Consider the following 13,935-nt stretch of genomic DNA (forward strand, 5'->3'; position numbering starts at 1 on the left):
CATCACCAGTTGCAGCAGCGTTGATGTCGTTGGCGCCAGGCCGTGCGGGCAGGCTTCAGGCGCGCGCGGCAAAAGCAGCACCACGTCGGCAGCCCGCGCCAGCGCCGATGTCTCTCCGGCGGTGATGGCGATCAGCGGAATGGAAAAGCGCCTGGAATAGGCGACGATGCCCATCAGTTCCTTGCTTTCGCCCGACCACGACATGGCGATGATGGCGTCGTCTCTGGCGATCATCCCGAGATCGCCGTGGTTGGCTTCTGCGGGATGGACAAAGAAAGCCGGCGTGCCGGTCGAGGCCAGCGTCGCCGCGATCTTCGAACCGATATGGCCGCTTTTGCCGACACCGGTGACGATGAGCCGGCCTTCAATCCCGGAGATCATCTCGACCGCCTGCGCGAAAGGCGCGGCCAATCCGTTCTCCAAGGCCTCGGCAAGGGCTGCAACCCCAGCCTGTTCTGTCGCCACCGTCCTCAGCGCCGAAGCGATCGAGGCTTGCCTGTCCGAAGGCTTCTTATCCAGGGATCCCGCATGCATGGCTGATGCGATTAGCGCTTTGCCGGCGCGCTGTCCAACAGAAATGGCCCAAGGCATGTTGCCCGAACGTGCGCGGTGGTTTTGACGACGGCAGGCGCCAAAACCAAAAGCTTGACGCACGCGGTATGGATCCCTTTGGAAATCAGCGCTTCAGCTGGTTGACGGGCCGCCGCCTCAACCCTCCGTTAACCATCCCCATTTACGGTTCGGTAAGTATGGCGCGCGTGCGCCGCGCAAGCAGTGGTGGCGATGTCCGGGGCCCAGCCAGAAAATTCGACAGGACGAAAGGGCAAGGCGGTCTGCGCCTTGCTGCTGGCAACCAGCATGTTTGCCTTGCTGCGCCCGACTGCGCTCCATGCCCAGGAAACCGAACTGCGCGGCGAGGTTTCGGAATCGGCGATCCTGTCCGACCAGCAGCGCAAGGCGAGACAGCTGGCCCTGGCAGCGCAGGGTCAACAGCCGGCCAATGCCGCGCAGGACAATGCGCCGGCCCGCACCTATCTGCCGGCCAGCGCCGGTGCTGTGCCTGACGATACGGATACCGGCGATGCCATCGCGACCGGCAGCCTCTTCGACCAGCCGGCAGCCACTGACGACACGTCCGCCGACATCGCGGCGCCGCCCAAGCCTCGCCGCCGCTCATCGACTGCCGGGCAGAATGCTGCTGGCCAGGCCAAGGACAAGGCTGCCGACAAGTCGAAAAAGAAGAAGAAATCGACGGCCGGCACCTCCGACATCACCGCCTCCACGACGGACGCCACCGATGGTGAAGACACCGATGCGGACACGGCCAACCGCCGCGCCCTCACCATCGACAGTGCCGACAGGCAGAAGCTCGACCCAGGCGCGGAGCGCACTGACGCCATCGAAGGCCAGAAAAAGAAGCTGGAGGATGATCCGTTTGCCGCCACCGGCGTCAAATGGGGCTCCTTCGTCATCCGGCCGACGATCGAACAGGGCCTGACCGCCACCTCGAACGGCGATTCGAGCAGTGCCGGCACGTCGGCGCTGCTGTCCGAGACAGCGCTGCGCTTTTCCGCCGCCTCCGACTGGCGCGAGAACTCAGCCACGATCGACGGCTATGGCCTTTTTCGCGAGACCGTGTCGGGTTACCCGGTTCACGACGCGCAAGGGCGCATCGAAGGCCAGCTCAATGTCGACCTCGACAATGAGTTGCGAGCCATCGCCAAGCTCGGCTACGAGGCCGTGCCGGAATCGGCATCATCACCGGACGCCATTGCCGGCGTCAGCAAGCAGCCGCTGCGGCAGACCATCGATGGCAGCCTCGCCGTCGAAAAGCATCTCGGCAAGATGCAGTACACGCTAACCGGCGCGGTCTCGCACGATTTTTACGGCGACGCCAAGCTCTCGGACGGCACCTCGCTGTCGCAGAAGGATCAGGACTCCACACTCTACACGGCGACGTTGCGCACCGGCTACGAGATCTCCCCTGCCCTGACCCCGTTCACTGAAATCGAGGTCGGCCGCCGGACCTATGATCAACGCATCGACAATGAAGGGTTCGAGCGCTCGTCGACGCGGCTCGGCGCCCGCGCTGGCCTTGCACTCGACATGGGCGAGAAGCTGTCGGGCGAATTCTCGGCCGGCTGGCTCAGGGAAGCGATCGACGACAAAAACCTTGATGCGATCTCGGGTGCCACCGTCAACGCCGACCTCAAATGGTCACCGGAGCGCGGCACCACGATCGGCCTGACCGGGCGGACCACCGTCGAGCCCACGACCACATCGGGCGAAAGCGGCGACATCCTCTATTCCGGTCGCCTGACCGGCGAACGCCAGATCCGCGCCAACCTCACCGCCAATGCGGCTCTGGGCCTCGACTGGCGTGATTACATCGGCATCGATGGCCATGACAGGGTGTTGAGCGCCGAGGCCGGACTGACCTGGTGGCTGAACCGCTACGCCGGCCTCACCACAAGGGTGAGGACCGAGAAGCTGACCAGCAATCTGCCGGGCCGGGACTACACCGCCAACAGCATCTTCCTCGGCGTGAAAGTGCAGCGCTGAGGACTTGCGTGCCAAACGTGCGTTGAGATCAGACCGGCCCTTCCGCGGACCGGCTGAACATCGACATCGACTTAAGATGCGGCGCCGCGGCGCTCGGATGGCTTCATCTCATCGAGAAGCGTGCGGATCACACCGGCCATGTTCTCGTTCATGTCGCTGCGCCACAGCGCGAAGGCGACATTGGCCTCGACGAAGCCTTCCGGCGATCCGCAGTCGAACGTGCGGCCTCGATAGTGGTAGCCGTAGAAAGGCTGCTGCTTTTCCAGCTTCAGCATGGCGTCGGTGAGCTGGATCTCGTTGCCGGCGCCTTTTTCCTGGCCTTCAAGGATCTTGAAGATCTCCGGCTGCAGGATGTAGCGGCCGTTGATGTAAAGATTGGACGGCGCGGTGCCGGCCTTCGGCTTTTCCACCATCTCGGTGATGCGGAAACCGTGATGCGTGTCCTCGCCGCGGCCGACGATGCCGTATTTGTGGGTTTCGGCGGGAGCGCATTCCTGCACCGCGATGATGTTGTTGCCGGTCTCCTCGTAGAGCTCGACCATTGCCTTCGTGCAGCTCTTCTCCGACTGCATGATCATGTCGGGCAGCAACAGCGCGAAGGGCTCGTCGCCGACGAGCTCACGGGCGCACCAGACGGCATGGCCAAGTCCCATCGGCACCTGCTGGCGTGTGAAACTGGTCTGCCCCGGCGCCGGCTGCAGCCGTTGCAGGCGGGCGAGCTGGTCGTCCTTGCCGCGCTGGGCCAGCGTGTCATAGAGTTCGAACTGGATGTCGAAATGGTCCTCGATGACGGCCTTGTTGCGGCCGGTGACGAAGATGAAATGCTCGATGCCGGCCTCGCGTGCCTCATCCACCACATACTGGATCACCGGCCGGTCGACGACGGTCAGCATTTCCTTGGGGACAGCCTTGGTGGCCGGGAGAAACCGTGTGCCGAGACCGGCGACCGGGAAGACTGCCTTGCGAACTCTCTTCATGCTTTCAATTATCCGTTTGAGGGCCAGCTCCGCAATCCCCGTTCCAAGACATTTTCACGCCGGAATTCGGGACTACTGGGCAACTGAGAGGAATGTCCACCGGTAAAGCTTCGAAGCGTCTTTTCGTTCCCGGTGGCGCCTATGGTAAACTAATTCCTAACCTGGTTCGGCGATGAATGGTCTTTCCTGAGACAGAGAAGGAGGAAAAGATGTCCGTTCGCAATGCCGCAAAAATTTTTACCAGCGTCATGGCGGCAGCCAGCCTATCGCTCGCTCTGCTGATGCCTGGCCCCGCTTTCGCCGATGCCGGTTTCCGGCAGTGGGTCGCCGGCTTCCGCGCCACCGCCGTGCAGAGCGGCGTTTCCGGCGCCCTCTACGACCAGGCCTTCAGGAACATCAGGGATATCGATCCGGTGGTGCTGGAGAAGGCGCGTACGCAGCCTGAATTCACGGCCCCCGCCTGGGACTATTTCGACAATCGCGTCCATGACCAGTCGGTCGCCGTCGGCCAGCAGATGGCCAGGAAATGGAAGCCGTGGCTGGACCGGATCGAGGCCAGGTTCGGTGTCAACCGTTACATCCTGCTGGCCATCTGGTCGATGGAATCGAACTATGGCGAGATCCTCAAGCGCGACGACGTCATGCGCAATGTCGTGCGCTCGCTGGCGACCTTGGCCTATGCCGATCCGAAGCGGGCGAAATTCGCTCGCACCCAGCTGATCGCCGCGCTGAAGATCCTGCAGACCGGCGATATCGACGAAAGCCATCTGAGCGGATCCTGGGCCGGCGCCATGGGCCATACCCAGTTCATCCCGACCAGCTATCTGCACTATGCCGTCGACATGGACGGCAATGGCAAACGCGACATCTGGAATTCGATCCCCGATGCGCTGGCGACATCAGCCAATTTGTTGAAGAAGAATGGCTGGCAGGCCGGCAAGACCTGGGGCTATGAGGTTGCTTTGCCCGCTGGAAAGCTTCCCGGCGGCTCGAAAACACTGTCGCAATGGCAGGCGCTCGGCGTGGTCAGGGCCAACGGCAAGCCGTTCAAGAACGGCTCCGACAAGGCGACGCTGAAGGTGCCGGACGGCCGCAACGGGCCGGCCTTCCTGATGATCAAGAATTTCACGGTCATCAAAGCCTACAATAACGCCGACAAATATGCGCTGGCCGTCGGCCTTCTTGCCGACGAAATCGCCGGCTCCAGCGGTCTCGTGCAAGACTGGAAGCGGCCTTTCACCAAGCTCACTTTCGAGGAAAGGCAGGAGCTGCAGCAGCGGCTTTCCCAACATGGCCTTTATGACGGCAAGTTCGACGGCAAGATCGGCGACGGCTCGAAATCAGCCATCTTGGCCTTCCAGGCCAAGGCCGGCTTGACCCAGGACGGTTACCCGAGCATGGAAGTGCTGAAGTGGCTCCGGCAGAAATAGAGCCGCCTGCGGTGCCGCGCGGCCTTTCGGGCGCGCAAAGGACACTGTAGCAATCTGGTTGGCGCGGCATTTGCTGCGCCAAGGGATGGAGGAAACGAGTGGCTTCGGCTGCGCGCATCGCAGGGCTTGTTCGTCGCATGCCGGTGCTCATCCTGGCCGTGATCGTGCTCACCGTCGGTGTGGCTGGCGCCTTCCATGCGCCGGCCATGGCGCAGGAGCAGCAAAACCGCGGCTGGTCGCTGCGAGACCTTCTGTTCCCGCGCCGCAGCGAGCGCATCGAGCCGCCGCAGGACATCCAGAAGCCGAGGCCCAGGCCCAAGGCGAAAAAACCCCGCGCCCCGCGCCCGCCGGCGGAGCCGGAAATCCCGGTGGTTGACAAGGCACCGGACGCTCGCACCGTGCTGGTGGTCGGAGACTTCATGGCGGCTGGCCTCGCCGAAGGCCTCGACACCGCCTTTGCCGAGAATGCCGGCGTCAGGATCGTCGTTCGCAGCAATGGCTCGTCCGGCTTCGTACGCGATGATTTCTACAACTGGCCCGAACAGATCAAATCGCTGATCGAGACCGAAAAACCTGCCGCCGTGGTCGTCATGCTGGGTTCCAACGACCGCCAGCAGATGAAGGTGGGTGACGTGCGCGAGCAGCCCCGCTCTGAAACCTGGACCAAGGAATATGAGCGCCGGACCGACGCGTTCGGCAAAGCTATCGCGGAGGCAAAGGTACCCTTCCTCTGGGTCGGCATGCCGGCTTTCCGGGTGTCGAAGATGACCTCCGATATGCTGGCCTTCAACGACATCTATCATCAGGCCGCTGAAAGCCATGGCGGTGAATTCGTCGACGTCTGGGACGGCTTCGTCGATGAGAACGGTGCTTTCGTCACCAGCGGCCCCGACATCAACGGCCAGCCGGTGCGGCTGCGCGCCGATGACGGCATCAACGTCTCGAAGGCAGGCAAGCGCAAACTCGCCTTCTACACCGAAAAACCGCTGCTGAAGATCCTCGGCCTGACCGCGCCTGGAAGCGTGATTACACCGTCCGCTCCGGCGGGCGCACCTGTCGAGGCGCCGGCGCCGGCCGCGGCCCCCATCGTTATCGACCGCACCGCGCCGATGCTGCTCAGCGATCCGGCACTCGACGGTGGCTCCGAATTGCTGGGCGCGGCACCGCCGGCGAAGGCCAATCCGGACCTGCCCGGTGAAAAGCTTGTGGTCGAGGGCAAGGCACCGATTGCATCGCCCGGCCGCGCCGACGATTTCTCATGGCCGCCAAAGGCCGCGACCGATACCACGACCGCGATCAATCGTTAGTATCGCTGCACGCTCCTGGGTTCAGCGCGGGAGAACGCTCGACCCCATCAACGCCTCGTCGATCGAGCGTGCCGCCTGGCGGCCCTCGCGGATCGCCCAGACGACCAGCGACTGGCCACGACGCACGTCGCCGGCCGCATAGAGCCTGTCCACGCTGGTCTTGTAGTCGCGGTCATTGGCCTCGACATTCCTGGAGCGGCGGCTGTCGGTGGCGATCTTCATCTCACCGTCCAATTCCTTCGCCACCCCGGCCGCGGCCGGCCCGGCAAAGCCGATGGCGATGAAGGCGAGATCGGCACGAATGACGAATTCGGTGCCGGCGATCGGCTTGCGCTTGTCGTCGACCTCGCAGCACTTGACGCCGGTCAGCTGGCCTTCCTCGCCGATGAATTCGAGTGTCGCCACCTGGAATTCGCGCTCCGCGCCTTCGGCCTGCGAGGACGAGGTGCGCATCTTGGTCGCCCAATAGGGCCAGACCGAAAGCTTGTCTTCCTTCTCCGGCGGCTGCGGACGGATGTCGAGCTGGGTGACGCGCACCGCACCCTGGCGAAAAGCAGTGCCGACACAGTCGGAGGCGGTATCGCCGCCGCCGACGACGACGACATGCTGGCCGCCGGCGATGATCGGATGCGACGGCCATGCCACCGACTGAATCGGTTCGCCGCCGACACGCCGGTTCTGCTGCACCAGATAGGGCATCGCGTCATGCACGCCGCCGAGATCGTCGCCGGGAATGCCGGCCGCGCGCGGCGTTTCCGAGCCGCCGCAATAGAGCACGGCATCATGTTCGGCGAGCAGCTCGGCAACCGGCTTGTCGACGCCGACATTGACGCCGCAATGGAAGGTCACGCCCTCACCCTGCATCTGCTCGATGCGCCGGTCGATATAGTGCTTCTCGATCTTGAAGTCGGGAATGCCGTAGCGCATCAGCCCGCCGGGCCGGCTTTCGCGCTCGTAGACATGGACATCGTGGCCGGCGCGGCCAAGCTGCTGGGCAGCCGCCATGCCGGCAGGGCCGGAGCCGATGACGGCGACGCGCTTGCCGGTCTTCTTCTCCGGCGGATAGGGCCTGATATGGCCGGTTTCATAGGCCTTGTCGGCGATCGCCTGCTCGACCGTCTTGATGGCGACGGGAATGTCCTCGAGGTTCAGCGTGCAGGCTTCCTCGCAGGGCGCGGGGCAGATGCGGCCGGTGAACTCCGGGAAATTGTTGGTCGAATGCAGGTTGCGGATCGCGTTGTCCCAGTCGCCATTGTAGACGAGGTCATTCCAGTCCGGAATCTGGTTGTGGATCGGGCAACCGGTCGGCCCATGGCAGAACGGAATGCCGCAATCCATGCAGCGCGCGGCCTGTTTCTCGACCTCCTTGTCGGACATCGGCAGCGTGAATTCACGGAAATGCCGGATGCGATCGGAGGCCGGCTGGTACTTGTGCACCTGCCGGTCGATTTCGAGAAAGCCTGTTACCTTGCCCATAGTCCAGTTCCTGCTGTCCAGATGGTGCGGTTTTCGCCGCACCCGTTAACCCCTTGAGGCAGCCATGGCAACCTTGCGCCGGAGGTCAAACTGTCGATGAAGATGGGCCGGGAAGCCTGGGCTCCCCGGCAATTGCAAAGCCTATTCCGCCGCGACGCCCATGCGCATGCGTTCCATCTCGATCAGGGCGCGGCGGTATTCGACCGGCATGATCTTGCGGAACTTCGGCCGGAAAATCGTCCAGTCGTCGAGAATCTCGCGGCCGCGCACCGACCCGGTGTAATGCACATGGTTGGAAATCAGCTGGTAAAGCCGCTCCTCGTCATGGCTGGTCATGTCGCCGGAGACGTCGACGCGACCCTTGTGATCGAGGTCGCCGCCATGGTGCAGCAGCCTTTCCATCAGATCGTCTTCTTCCGGAACCGGCTCCAGCTCGACCATCGCCATGTTGCAGCGCTCGGCGAAATCGCCCGCCTCGTCGAGCACATAGGCGACGCCGCCCGACATGCCGGCGGCGAAATTGCGGCCGGTCTTGCCGATGACGACGACGATGCCGCCCGTCATGTACTCGCAGCCATGGTCGCCGACGCCTTCGACGACGGCGGCGACGCCCGAATTGCGCACGGCGAAACGCTCGCCGGCGACGCCGGCAAAGTAGGCCTCGCCCTCGGTGGCGCCATAGAGCACCGTATTGCCGACGATGATGGACTCGGCGGCGACGATCTTGGCCTCTTCCGGCGGCCGGATGACGATGCGGCCGCCCGACAGGCCCTTGCCGACATAGTCATTGCCGGCGCCGACAAGCTCGAACGAGATGCCGCGCGCCAGGAAGGCGCCGAAGGACTGGCCGGCAGTGCCGGTCAGCTTCACCTGGATGGTGTCCTCGCGCAGGCCCTTGTGCTTGAAGCGCTTGGCCACTTCACCCGACAGCATGGCGCCCGTCGAGCGGTCGACATTGCGGATATCGACCTCGATCTTGACCGGCAGCTTGCTTTCGAGCGCAGGCTTTGCCAGCTCGATCAGCTTGCGGTCGAGCACGTCGTCGATCGGGTGCTTCTGGCGCTCGGTCCAGTGCACCGCCTCATGCGGCGCATCCGGCTTGAAGAACATCTTCGAGAAATCGAGCCCGCGCGCCTTCCAGTGCACGATCAGGTCGCGCTTCTCCAGAAGATCACTGTCGCCGATGATCTGGTCGATATGGGTGTAACCCATCTCGGCGAGCAGCTCCCTCACCTCTTCCGCCACGTAGAAGAAGAAGTTGATGACATGCTCGGGCGTGCCCTTGAAGCGCTTGCGCAGCACCGGATCCTGCGTCGCGACGCCGACCGGGCAGGTGTTGAGATGGCACTTGCGCATCATGATGCAGCCGGCCGCGATCAGCGGCGCGGTCGAGAAGCCGAACTCGTCGGCGCCAAGCAGCGCACCGATGATAACGTCGCGCCCCGTGCGCAAGCCGCCGTCGACCTGCAGCGCGACGCGCGACCGCAAGCCGTTCAGCACCAGCGTCTGGTGCGTCTCGGCAAGGCCCATTTCCCATGGGCTGCCGGCATGCTTGAGCGAGGTCAGCGGCGAGGCGCCAGTGCCGCCATCATAGCCCGAAATGGTGATGTGGTCGGCGCGTGCCTTGGCGACGCCCGCCGCAACCGTGCCGACGCCGACTTCCGACACCAGCTTGACCGACACGTCGGCCGCCGGATTGACGTTCTTCAGGTCGTAGATCAGCTGTGCCAGATCCTCGATCGAATAGATGTCGTGATGCGGCGGCGGCGAGATCAGGCCGACGCCCGGCGTCGAATGCCGGACCTTGGCGATGGTCGCGTCGACCTTGTGGCCGGGCAGCTGGCCGCCCTCGCCGGGCTTGGCACCCTGCGCCACCTTGATCTGCATCATGTCGGAATTGACGAGGTATTCGGCCGTGACGCCGAAACGGCCCGAGGCGATCTGCTTGATCGCCGAGCGTTCGGGGTTCTTGCCGCCGCCAGGCAGCGGCAGATAGCGGTCGGCCTCTTCGCCGCCCTCGCCGGTGTTCGACTTGCCGCCGATCTGGTTCATCGCGCGCGCCAGCGTGGTATGCGCTTCGCGCGAGATCGACCCGAACGACATCGCCCCGGTCGAGAACCGCTTGACGATGTCGGCCGCTGACATGACGTCGTCGAGCGCCACCTTCTTGCGGCCGGTCTCTCCGGCCAGCTTGATCTTGAACAGGCCACGAATGGTCTGGGCGCGGGCCGTCTCGCTGTCGATCTGGGCGGAATAGTCCTTGAACGTTTCCCACGACCCCTGGCGCACGGCGTGCTGCAAGGTGGCGACCGCGTCGGGCGACCAGATATGCGCCTCGCCCCGCATGCGGAACATGTATTCGCCGCCGACCTCGAGGCTGTTGCGCAGCACGGGGTCGTTGCCGAAACCGTCATTGTGGCGGCTGAGCGTCTCTGCCGCAATCTCGTCCAGCCCGACGCCTTCGATCAGCGTCGCGGTGCCGGTGAAGTATTGCTGCACGAAATCGGTCTTCAGGCCGATGGCGTCGAAAATCTGCGCGCCACAATAAGACTGGTAGGTCGAGATGCCCATCTTGGACATCACCTTGAGGATGCCCTTGCCGATCGACTTGATGTAGCGCGAAACGACCTCGTAGGCGTCCACTTCCTTCGGCAGTTCGCCACGCTTGTGCATGTCGAGCAGCGTGTCGAAGGCAAGGTACGGATTGATCGCCTCGGCGCCATAGCCGGCAAGGCAGCAGAAATGATGCACTTCGCGCGGCTCGCCGGATTCGACGACGAGGCCGACCGAGGTGCGCAGCCCCTTGCGGATCAGGTGATGATGGACCGCGGCCGTAGCCAGCAGCGCCGGGATGGCGATGCGGTCCGGCCCGACCTGGCGGTCGGACAGGATGATGATGTTGTAGCCGCCGGCGACCGCCGCCTCCGCCCGCTCGCACAACCGGTCGATGGCGCCCTGCATGCCCGCGGCCCCTTCGGCCGAGCCATAGGTGATGTCGATCGTCTTGGTGTCGAAACGGTCCTCGGTGTGGCCGATGGAACGGATCTTTTCGAGATCGCCATTGGTCAGGATCGGCTGGCGCACCTCGAGCCGCTTGCGGCGCGAATTTCCGACCAGGTCGAAGATGTTGGGCCGCGGCCCGATGAAGGACACCAGGCTCATCACCAGCTCCTCGCGGATCGGATCGATCGGCGGGTTGGTGACCTGGGCGAAGTTCTGCTTGAAGTAGGTGTAGAGCAGCTTCGACTTGTCCGACATCGCCGAGATCGGCGTGTCGGTGCCCATCGAGCCCACCGCTTCCTGGCCTGTCGTCGCCATCGGCGACATCAACAGCTTGGTGTCTTCCTGGCTATAGCCGAATGCCTGCTGGCGATCGAGCAGGCTGACATCCTTGCGCAGCGCGCGCGGCTCGACCGGCTTCAAATCTTCGAGAATGAGCTGCGTGTTGGCGAGCCAGGTCTTGTAGGGATGCTTGGTCGCGATCTCCGACTTGAGCTCCTCGTCGGAGACGATACGCCCCTTCTCCAGGTCGATCAGAAGCATCCGGCCTGGCTGCAGCCGCCACTTCTTGACGATCTTCTCCTCGGGCACCGGCAGCACGCCGGCTTCCGAGGCCATGATGACGCGGTCGTCATCGGTGACGATGTAGCGTGCCGGGCGCAGGCCATTGCGGTCGAGCGTGGCGCCGATCTGGCGGCCATCGGTGAAAACCACCGCCGCCGGCCCGTCCCACGGCTCCATCAGTGCCGCATGGTATTCGTAGAAGGCCTTGCGATCGGCATCCATGAGCTTGTTGCCCGCCCAGGCTTCCGGGATCAGCATCATCATGGCATGGCTGAGCCTGTACCCGCCCTGGAACAGGAACTCGAGCGCATTGTCGAAGCAGGCGGTGTCGGACTGGCCGTCATAGGAAATCGGCCACAGCTTCGAGATGTTGTTGCCGAACAGTTCGGAATCGACCGACGCCTGGCGCGCAGCCATCCAGTTGTTGTTGCCGCGCACGGTGTTGATCTCGCCATTGTGGGCGACCATGCGGTAGGGATGCGCCAGCTTCCAAGACGGGAAGGTGTTGGTCGAGAAGCGCTGGTGGACGAGGATCAGCGCGGTCTCGAAGCGCGGATCGATCAGGTCCTTGTAATAGGCGCCGACCTGGTAGGCCAGGAACATGCCCTTGTAGACGATGGTGCGCGCCGACAGCGACACGCAATAGGCGCCGATGTCCTTGTTATCGTTCTCGGCGTAGATGCGGCCCGATATCACCTTGCGCAGCAGATAGAGCCTGGCCTCGTATTCCTCGTCATCGGTAATGTCTGGCGTGCGGCCGATGAAGATCTGCCGATGGAACGGCTCGGATGCCACGATGTCAGGCGCCTTCGAAAGCGACGAATTGTCGACGGGCACGTCACGGAAACCGATGAGCGGAAGCCCCTCGGATTGCGCCGATTCGACAATGATGTCCTCGATATGGGCGCGAAGGGCCGCGTCCTGCGGCATGAACCAGTGTCCGACGCCGTACTGACCCGCCGGCGGCAGCTCGATGCCCTGGGCCGTCATCTCCTCACGGAAGAACTGGTCGGGAAGCTGCACCAGCACGCCGGCGCCATCGCCGACCAGCGGATCGGCGCCAACGGCGCCGCGATGCGTCAGGTTTTCGAGCACAGCCAGCCCGTCCTTGACGATCTGATGCGACTTCACGCCCTTCATATTGACGATGAAGCCGACGCCGCAGGCGTCATGCTCGTTGCGCGGATCGTAGAGGCCCTGGGCGGAAAAGCCGTTGGCGGTTCGGCTAATATTGGATCGCAAGGTGGTTTTGACGGTTGCCGCTTTCGTCTGCGCGGCCTGGCCGTTCGTCGCAGAGTGCGTCATGTCCGTCATCTCCTGTCCTCCATTCCCAGCCATTCAGGCGCTGGTTTGCCTCGGCAAGCGCTTGGCTCACCCTGATCCTTGTGGCACGTCTTGCGAAATCCTTGCCGAACCAGGCGGCTTTCCGCATGGAACGCATCTGGTAATCGTACAGGCCAGAGTCTGGCTGTCCACCTGTCGCTCGCGGCAACAGCCGGAGAGGCCCAATGATACGCCAATCCGGCTCGTTTTGTGCGACAAAATAAGACAGCACTACTGTCCTAAATTTTTATGGCAGAAATCTGGGACGCACACAAGACCGATTCACAAAAAACTTGGGCTTTCCGCGACAGAAAATGTCGTCAAGTCCGGGAAAAACGTAAGCTTCAGTCGTCGACCTGGGCTTTGCCGGTTGGCTGGCTTTACTGTTTTTCCGGCGCCTGGCCCCTTGCGGTCCGCTCGCGAAACCGGTCAACTTCAGACTGATTTCCCCAAAACCCGATTTCCCCAACCCCCCGACCTCCCAAGACATAGGCAGATGCATGTTCTTCGCTTCCGACAATTGGGCAGGCGCCCATCCCAATATTGCCGCCGGCCTGTCGGCCAATGCCGGCGGCTTTTCCACCGCCTATGGCGACGGTGCGCTCGACCGGGCAGTCTACCAGCGCTTCAGTGAGATTTTCGAACGCGAGGTCGCGGTGTTCTTCGTCGCCACCGGCACGGCCGCCAACTCGCTGGCGCTCACCGCTTACAACAAGCCGGGCGGCATTTCCTTTGCCCATCGCGAATCGCATGTCATCGAGGACGAATGCGGCGCGCCGGTATATTTTTCCGGCGGCTCTCGCCTGCATGAGATCGATGGCGCGCTGGGCAAGATCGATCCGCACAATCTGGAAAGGACCATCGGCCGTTTCGCACCGGAAATTGTCCATTGGGGACGGCCGATGGCCGTTTCGATCACCCAGTCGACCGAGGTCGGCACCATCTACGGCCTGGATGAGATCGAGACGATCTCGGCGATCGCCAAACAATATTCGGTGCCCCTGCACATGGATGGCGCCCGCTTTGCCAATGCGCTGGTCGCACTCGACACGACACCGGCCGAAATGACCTGGAAACGCGGCGTCGACATCCTCTCCTTCGGCGGCACCAAGAACGGCTGCTGGTGCGCCGAAGCGATCGTGTTGTTCGACCTCGATCGTGCCAGGGAATTGGCCTTCCTGCGCAAGCGCGCCGCCCAGCTGTTTTCGAAATCGCGCTTCGTCGCGGCGCAGTTCGAGGCCTATTTCAAGGGTGGGCTGTGGCTGGACACCGCCCGCCACGCCAACGCCATGGCCG

General features: G+C 63.4%; 8 protein-coding genes. 4 read left to right on the forward strand and 4 right to left on the reverse strand.

Features of this window, described 5'->3' with window-relative positions; genetic code table 11:
• On the reverse strand, positions 1-534 hold a 534-nt coding region (locus EN906_RS07270; protein ID WP_127375117.1), incomplete at its 3' end, for an SIS domain-containing protein.
• A gap of 249 nt (positions 535-783) precedes the next feature.
• Between EN906_RS07270 and EN906_RS07275 the strand changes: the two genes are divergently transcribed.
• Positions 784-2,562 carry an outer membrane beta-barrel protein gene (locus EN906_RS07275; protein WP_164749053.1) on the forward strand — a complete coding sequence of 593 codons (1,779 nt, stop codon included), beginning with the start codon at positions 784-786 and terminating at the stop codon, positions 2,560-2,562.
• A gap of 71 nt (positions 2,563-2,633) precedes the next feature.
• On the opposite strand, the gene galU is transcribed toward EN906_RS07275, so the two are convergent.
• Complete coding sequence (gene galU / locus EN906_RS07280) at positions 2,634-3,539, reverse strand: UTP--glucose-1-phosphate uridylyltransferase GalU (protein WP_127270261.1); 906 nt, start codon at positions 3,537-3,539, stop codon at positions 2,634-2,636.
• A 209-nt stretch (positions 3,540-3,748) separates the two neighbouring features.
• Here galU and EN906_RS07285 point away from each other — a divergent pair, with 209 nt between their 5' ends.
• Together EN906_RS07285 and EN906_RS07290 are read left to right on the forward strand one after the other, a co-directional pair.
• Complete coding sequence (locus EN906_RS07285) at positions 3,749-4,969, forward strand: lytic murein transglycosylase (RefSeq protein ID WP_127270259.1); 1,221 nt, start codon at positions 3,749-3,751, stop codon at positions 4,967-4,969.
• 98 nt (positions 4,970-5,067) lie between these two features.
• The gene (locus EN906_RS07290; RefSeq protein ID WP_127272440.1) at positions 5,068-6,276 is read left to right on the forward strand and encodes a DUF459 domain-containing protein; all 1,209 of its coding nucleotides are present in this window, start codon (positions 5,068-5,070) and stop codon (positions 6,274-6,276) included.
• Positions 6,277-6,297: 21 nt separating this feature from the next.
• Here EN906_RS07290 and EN906_RS07295 read toward each other — a convergent pair whose 3' ends face one another.
• Both EN906_RS07295 and gltB read right to left on the reverse strand, forming a co-directional pair.
• Complete coding sequence (locus tag EN906_RS07295; protein ID WP_127272441.1) at positions 6,298-7,752, reverse strand: glutamate synthase subunit beta; 1,455 nt, start codon at positions 7,750-7,752, stop codon at positions 6,298-6,300.
• Between the two features lie 141 nt (positions 7,753-7,893).
• Positions 7,894-12,630: a glutamate synthase large subunit gene (gene gltB, locus EN906_RS07300; RefSeq protein ID WP_127268829.1), complete on the reverse strand. Its 4,737-nt coding sequence runs from the start codon at positions 12,628-12,630 to the stop codon at positions 7,894-7,896.
• Between the two features lie 509 nt (positions 12,631-13,139).
• Between gltB and EN906_RS07305 the strand changes: the two genes are divergently transcribed.
• On the forward strand, positions 13,140-13,935 hold a 796-nt coding region (locus EN906_RS07305), incomplete at its 3' end, for a low specificity L-threonine aldolase (RefSeq protein ID WP_164777122.1).

The organism is Mesorhizobium sp. M7A.F.Ca.CA.004.06.1.1 (genome assembly GCF_003999135.1).
Taxonomy (GTDB): domain Bacteria; phylum Pseudomonadota; class Alphaproteobacteria; order Rhizobiales; family Rhizobiaceae; genus Mesorhizobium.

Excerpts from the sequence above, each read along its gene's own strand:
- EN906_RS07275 (WP_164749053.1), top strand. The coding sequence starts at position 784 with ATGTCCGGGGCCCAGCCAGAAAATTCGACAGGACGAAAGGGCAAGGCG.
- galU (WP_127270261.1), bottom strand. The coding sequence starts at position 3,539 with ATGAAGAGAGTTCGCAAGGCAGTCTTCCCGGTCGCCGGTCTCGGCACA.
- EN906_RS07285 (WP_127270259.1), top strand. The coding sequence starts at position 3,749 with ATGTCCGTTCGCAATGCCGCAAAAATTTTTACCAGCGTCATGGCGGCA.
- EN906_RS07295 (WP_127272441.1), bottom strand. The coding sequence starts at position 7,752 with ATGGGCAAGGTAACAGGCTTTCTCGAAATCGACCGGCAGGTGCACAAG.
- gltB (WP_127268829.1), bottom strand. The coding sequence starts at position 12,630 with ATGACGGACATGACGCACTCTGCGACGAACGGCCAGGCCGCGCAGACG.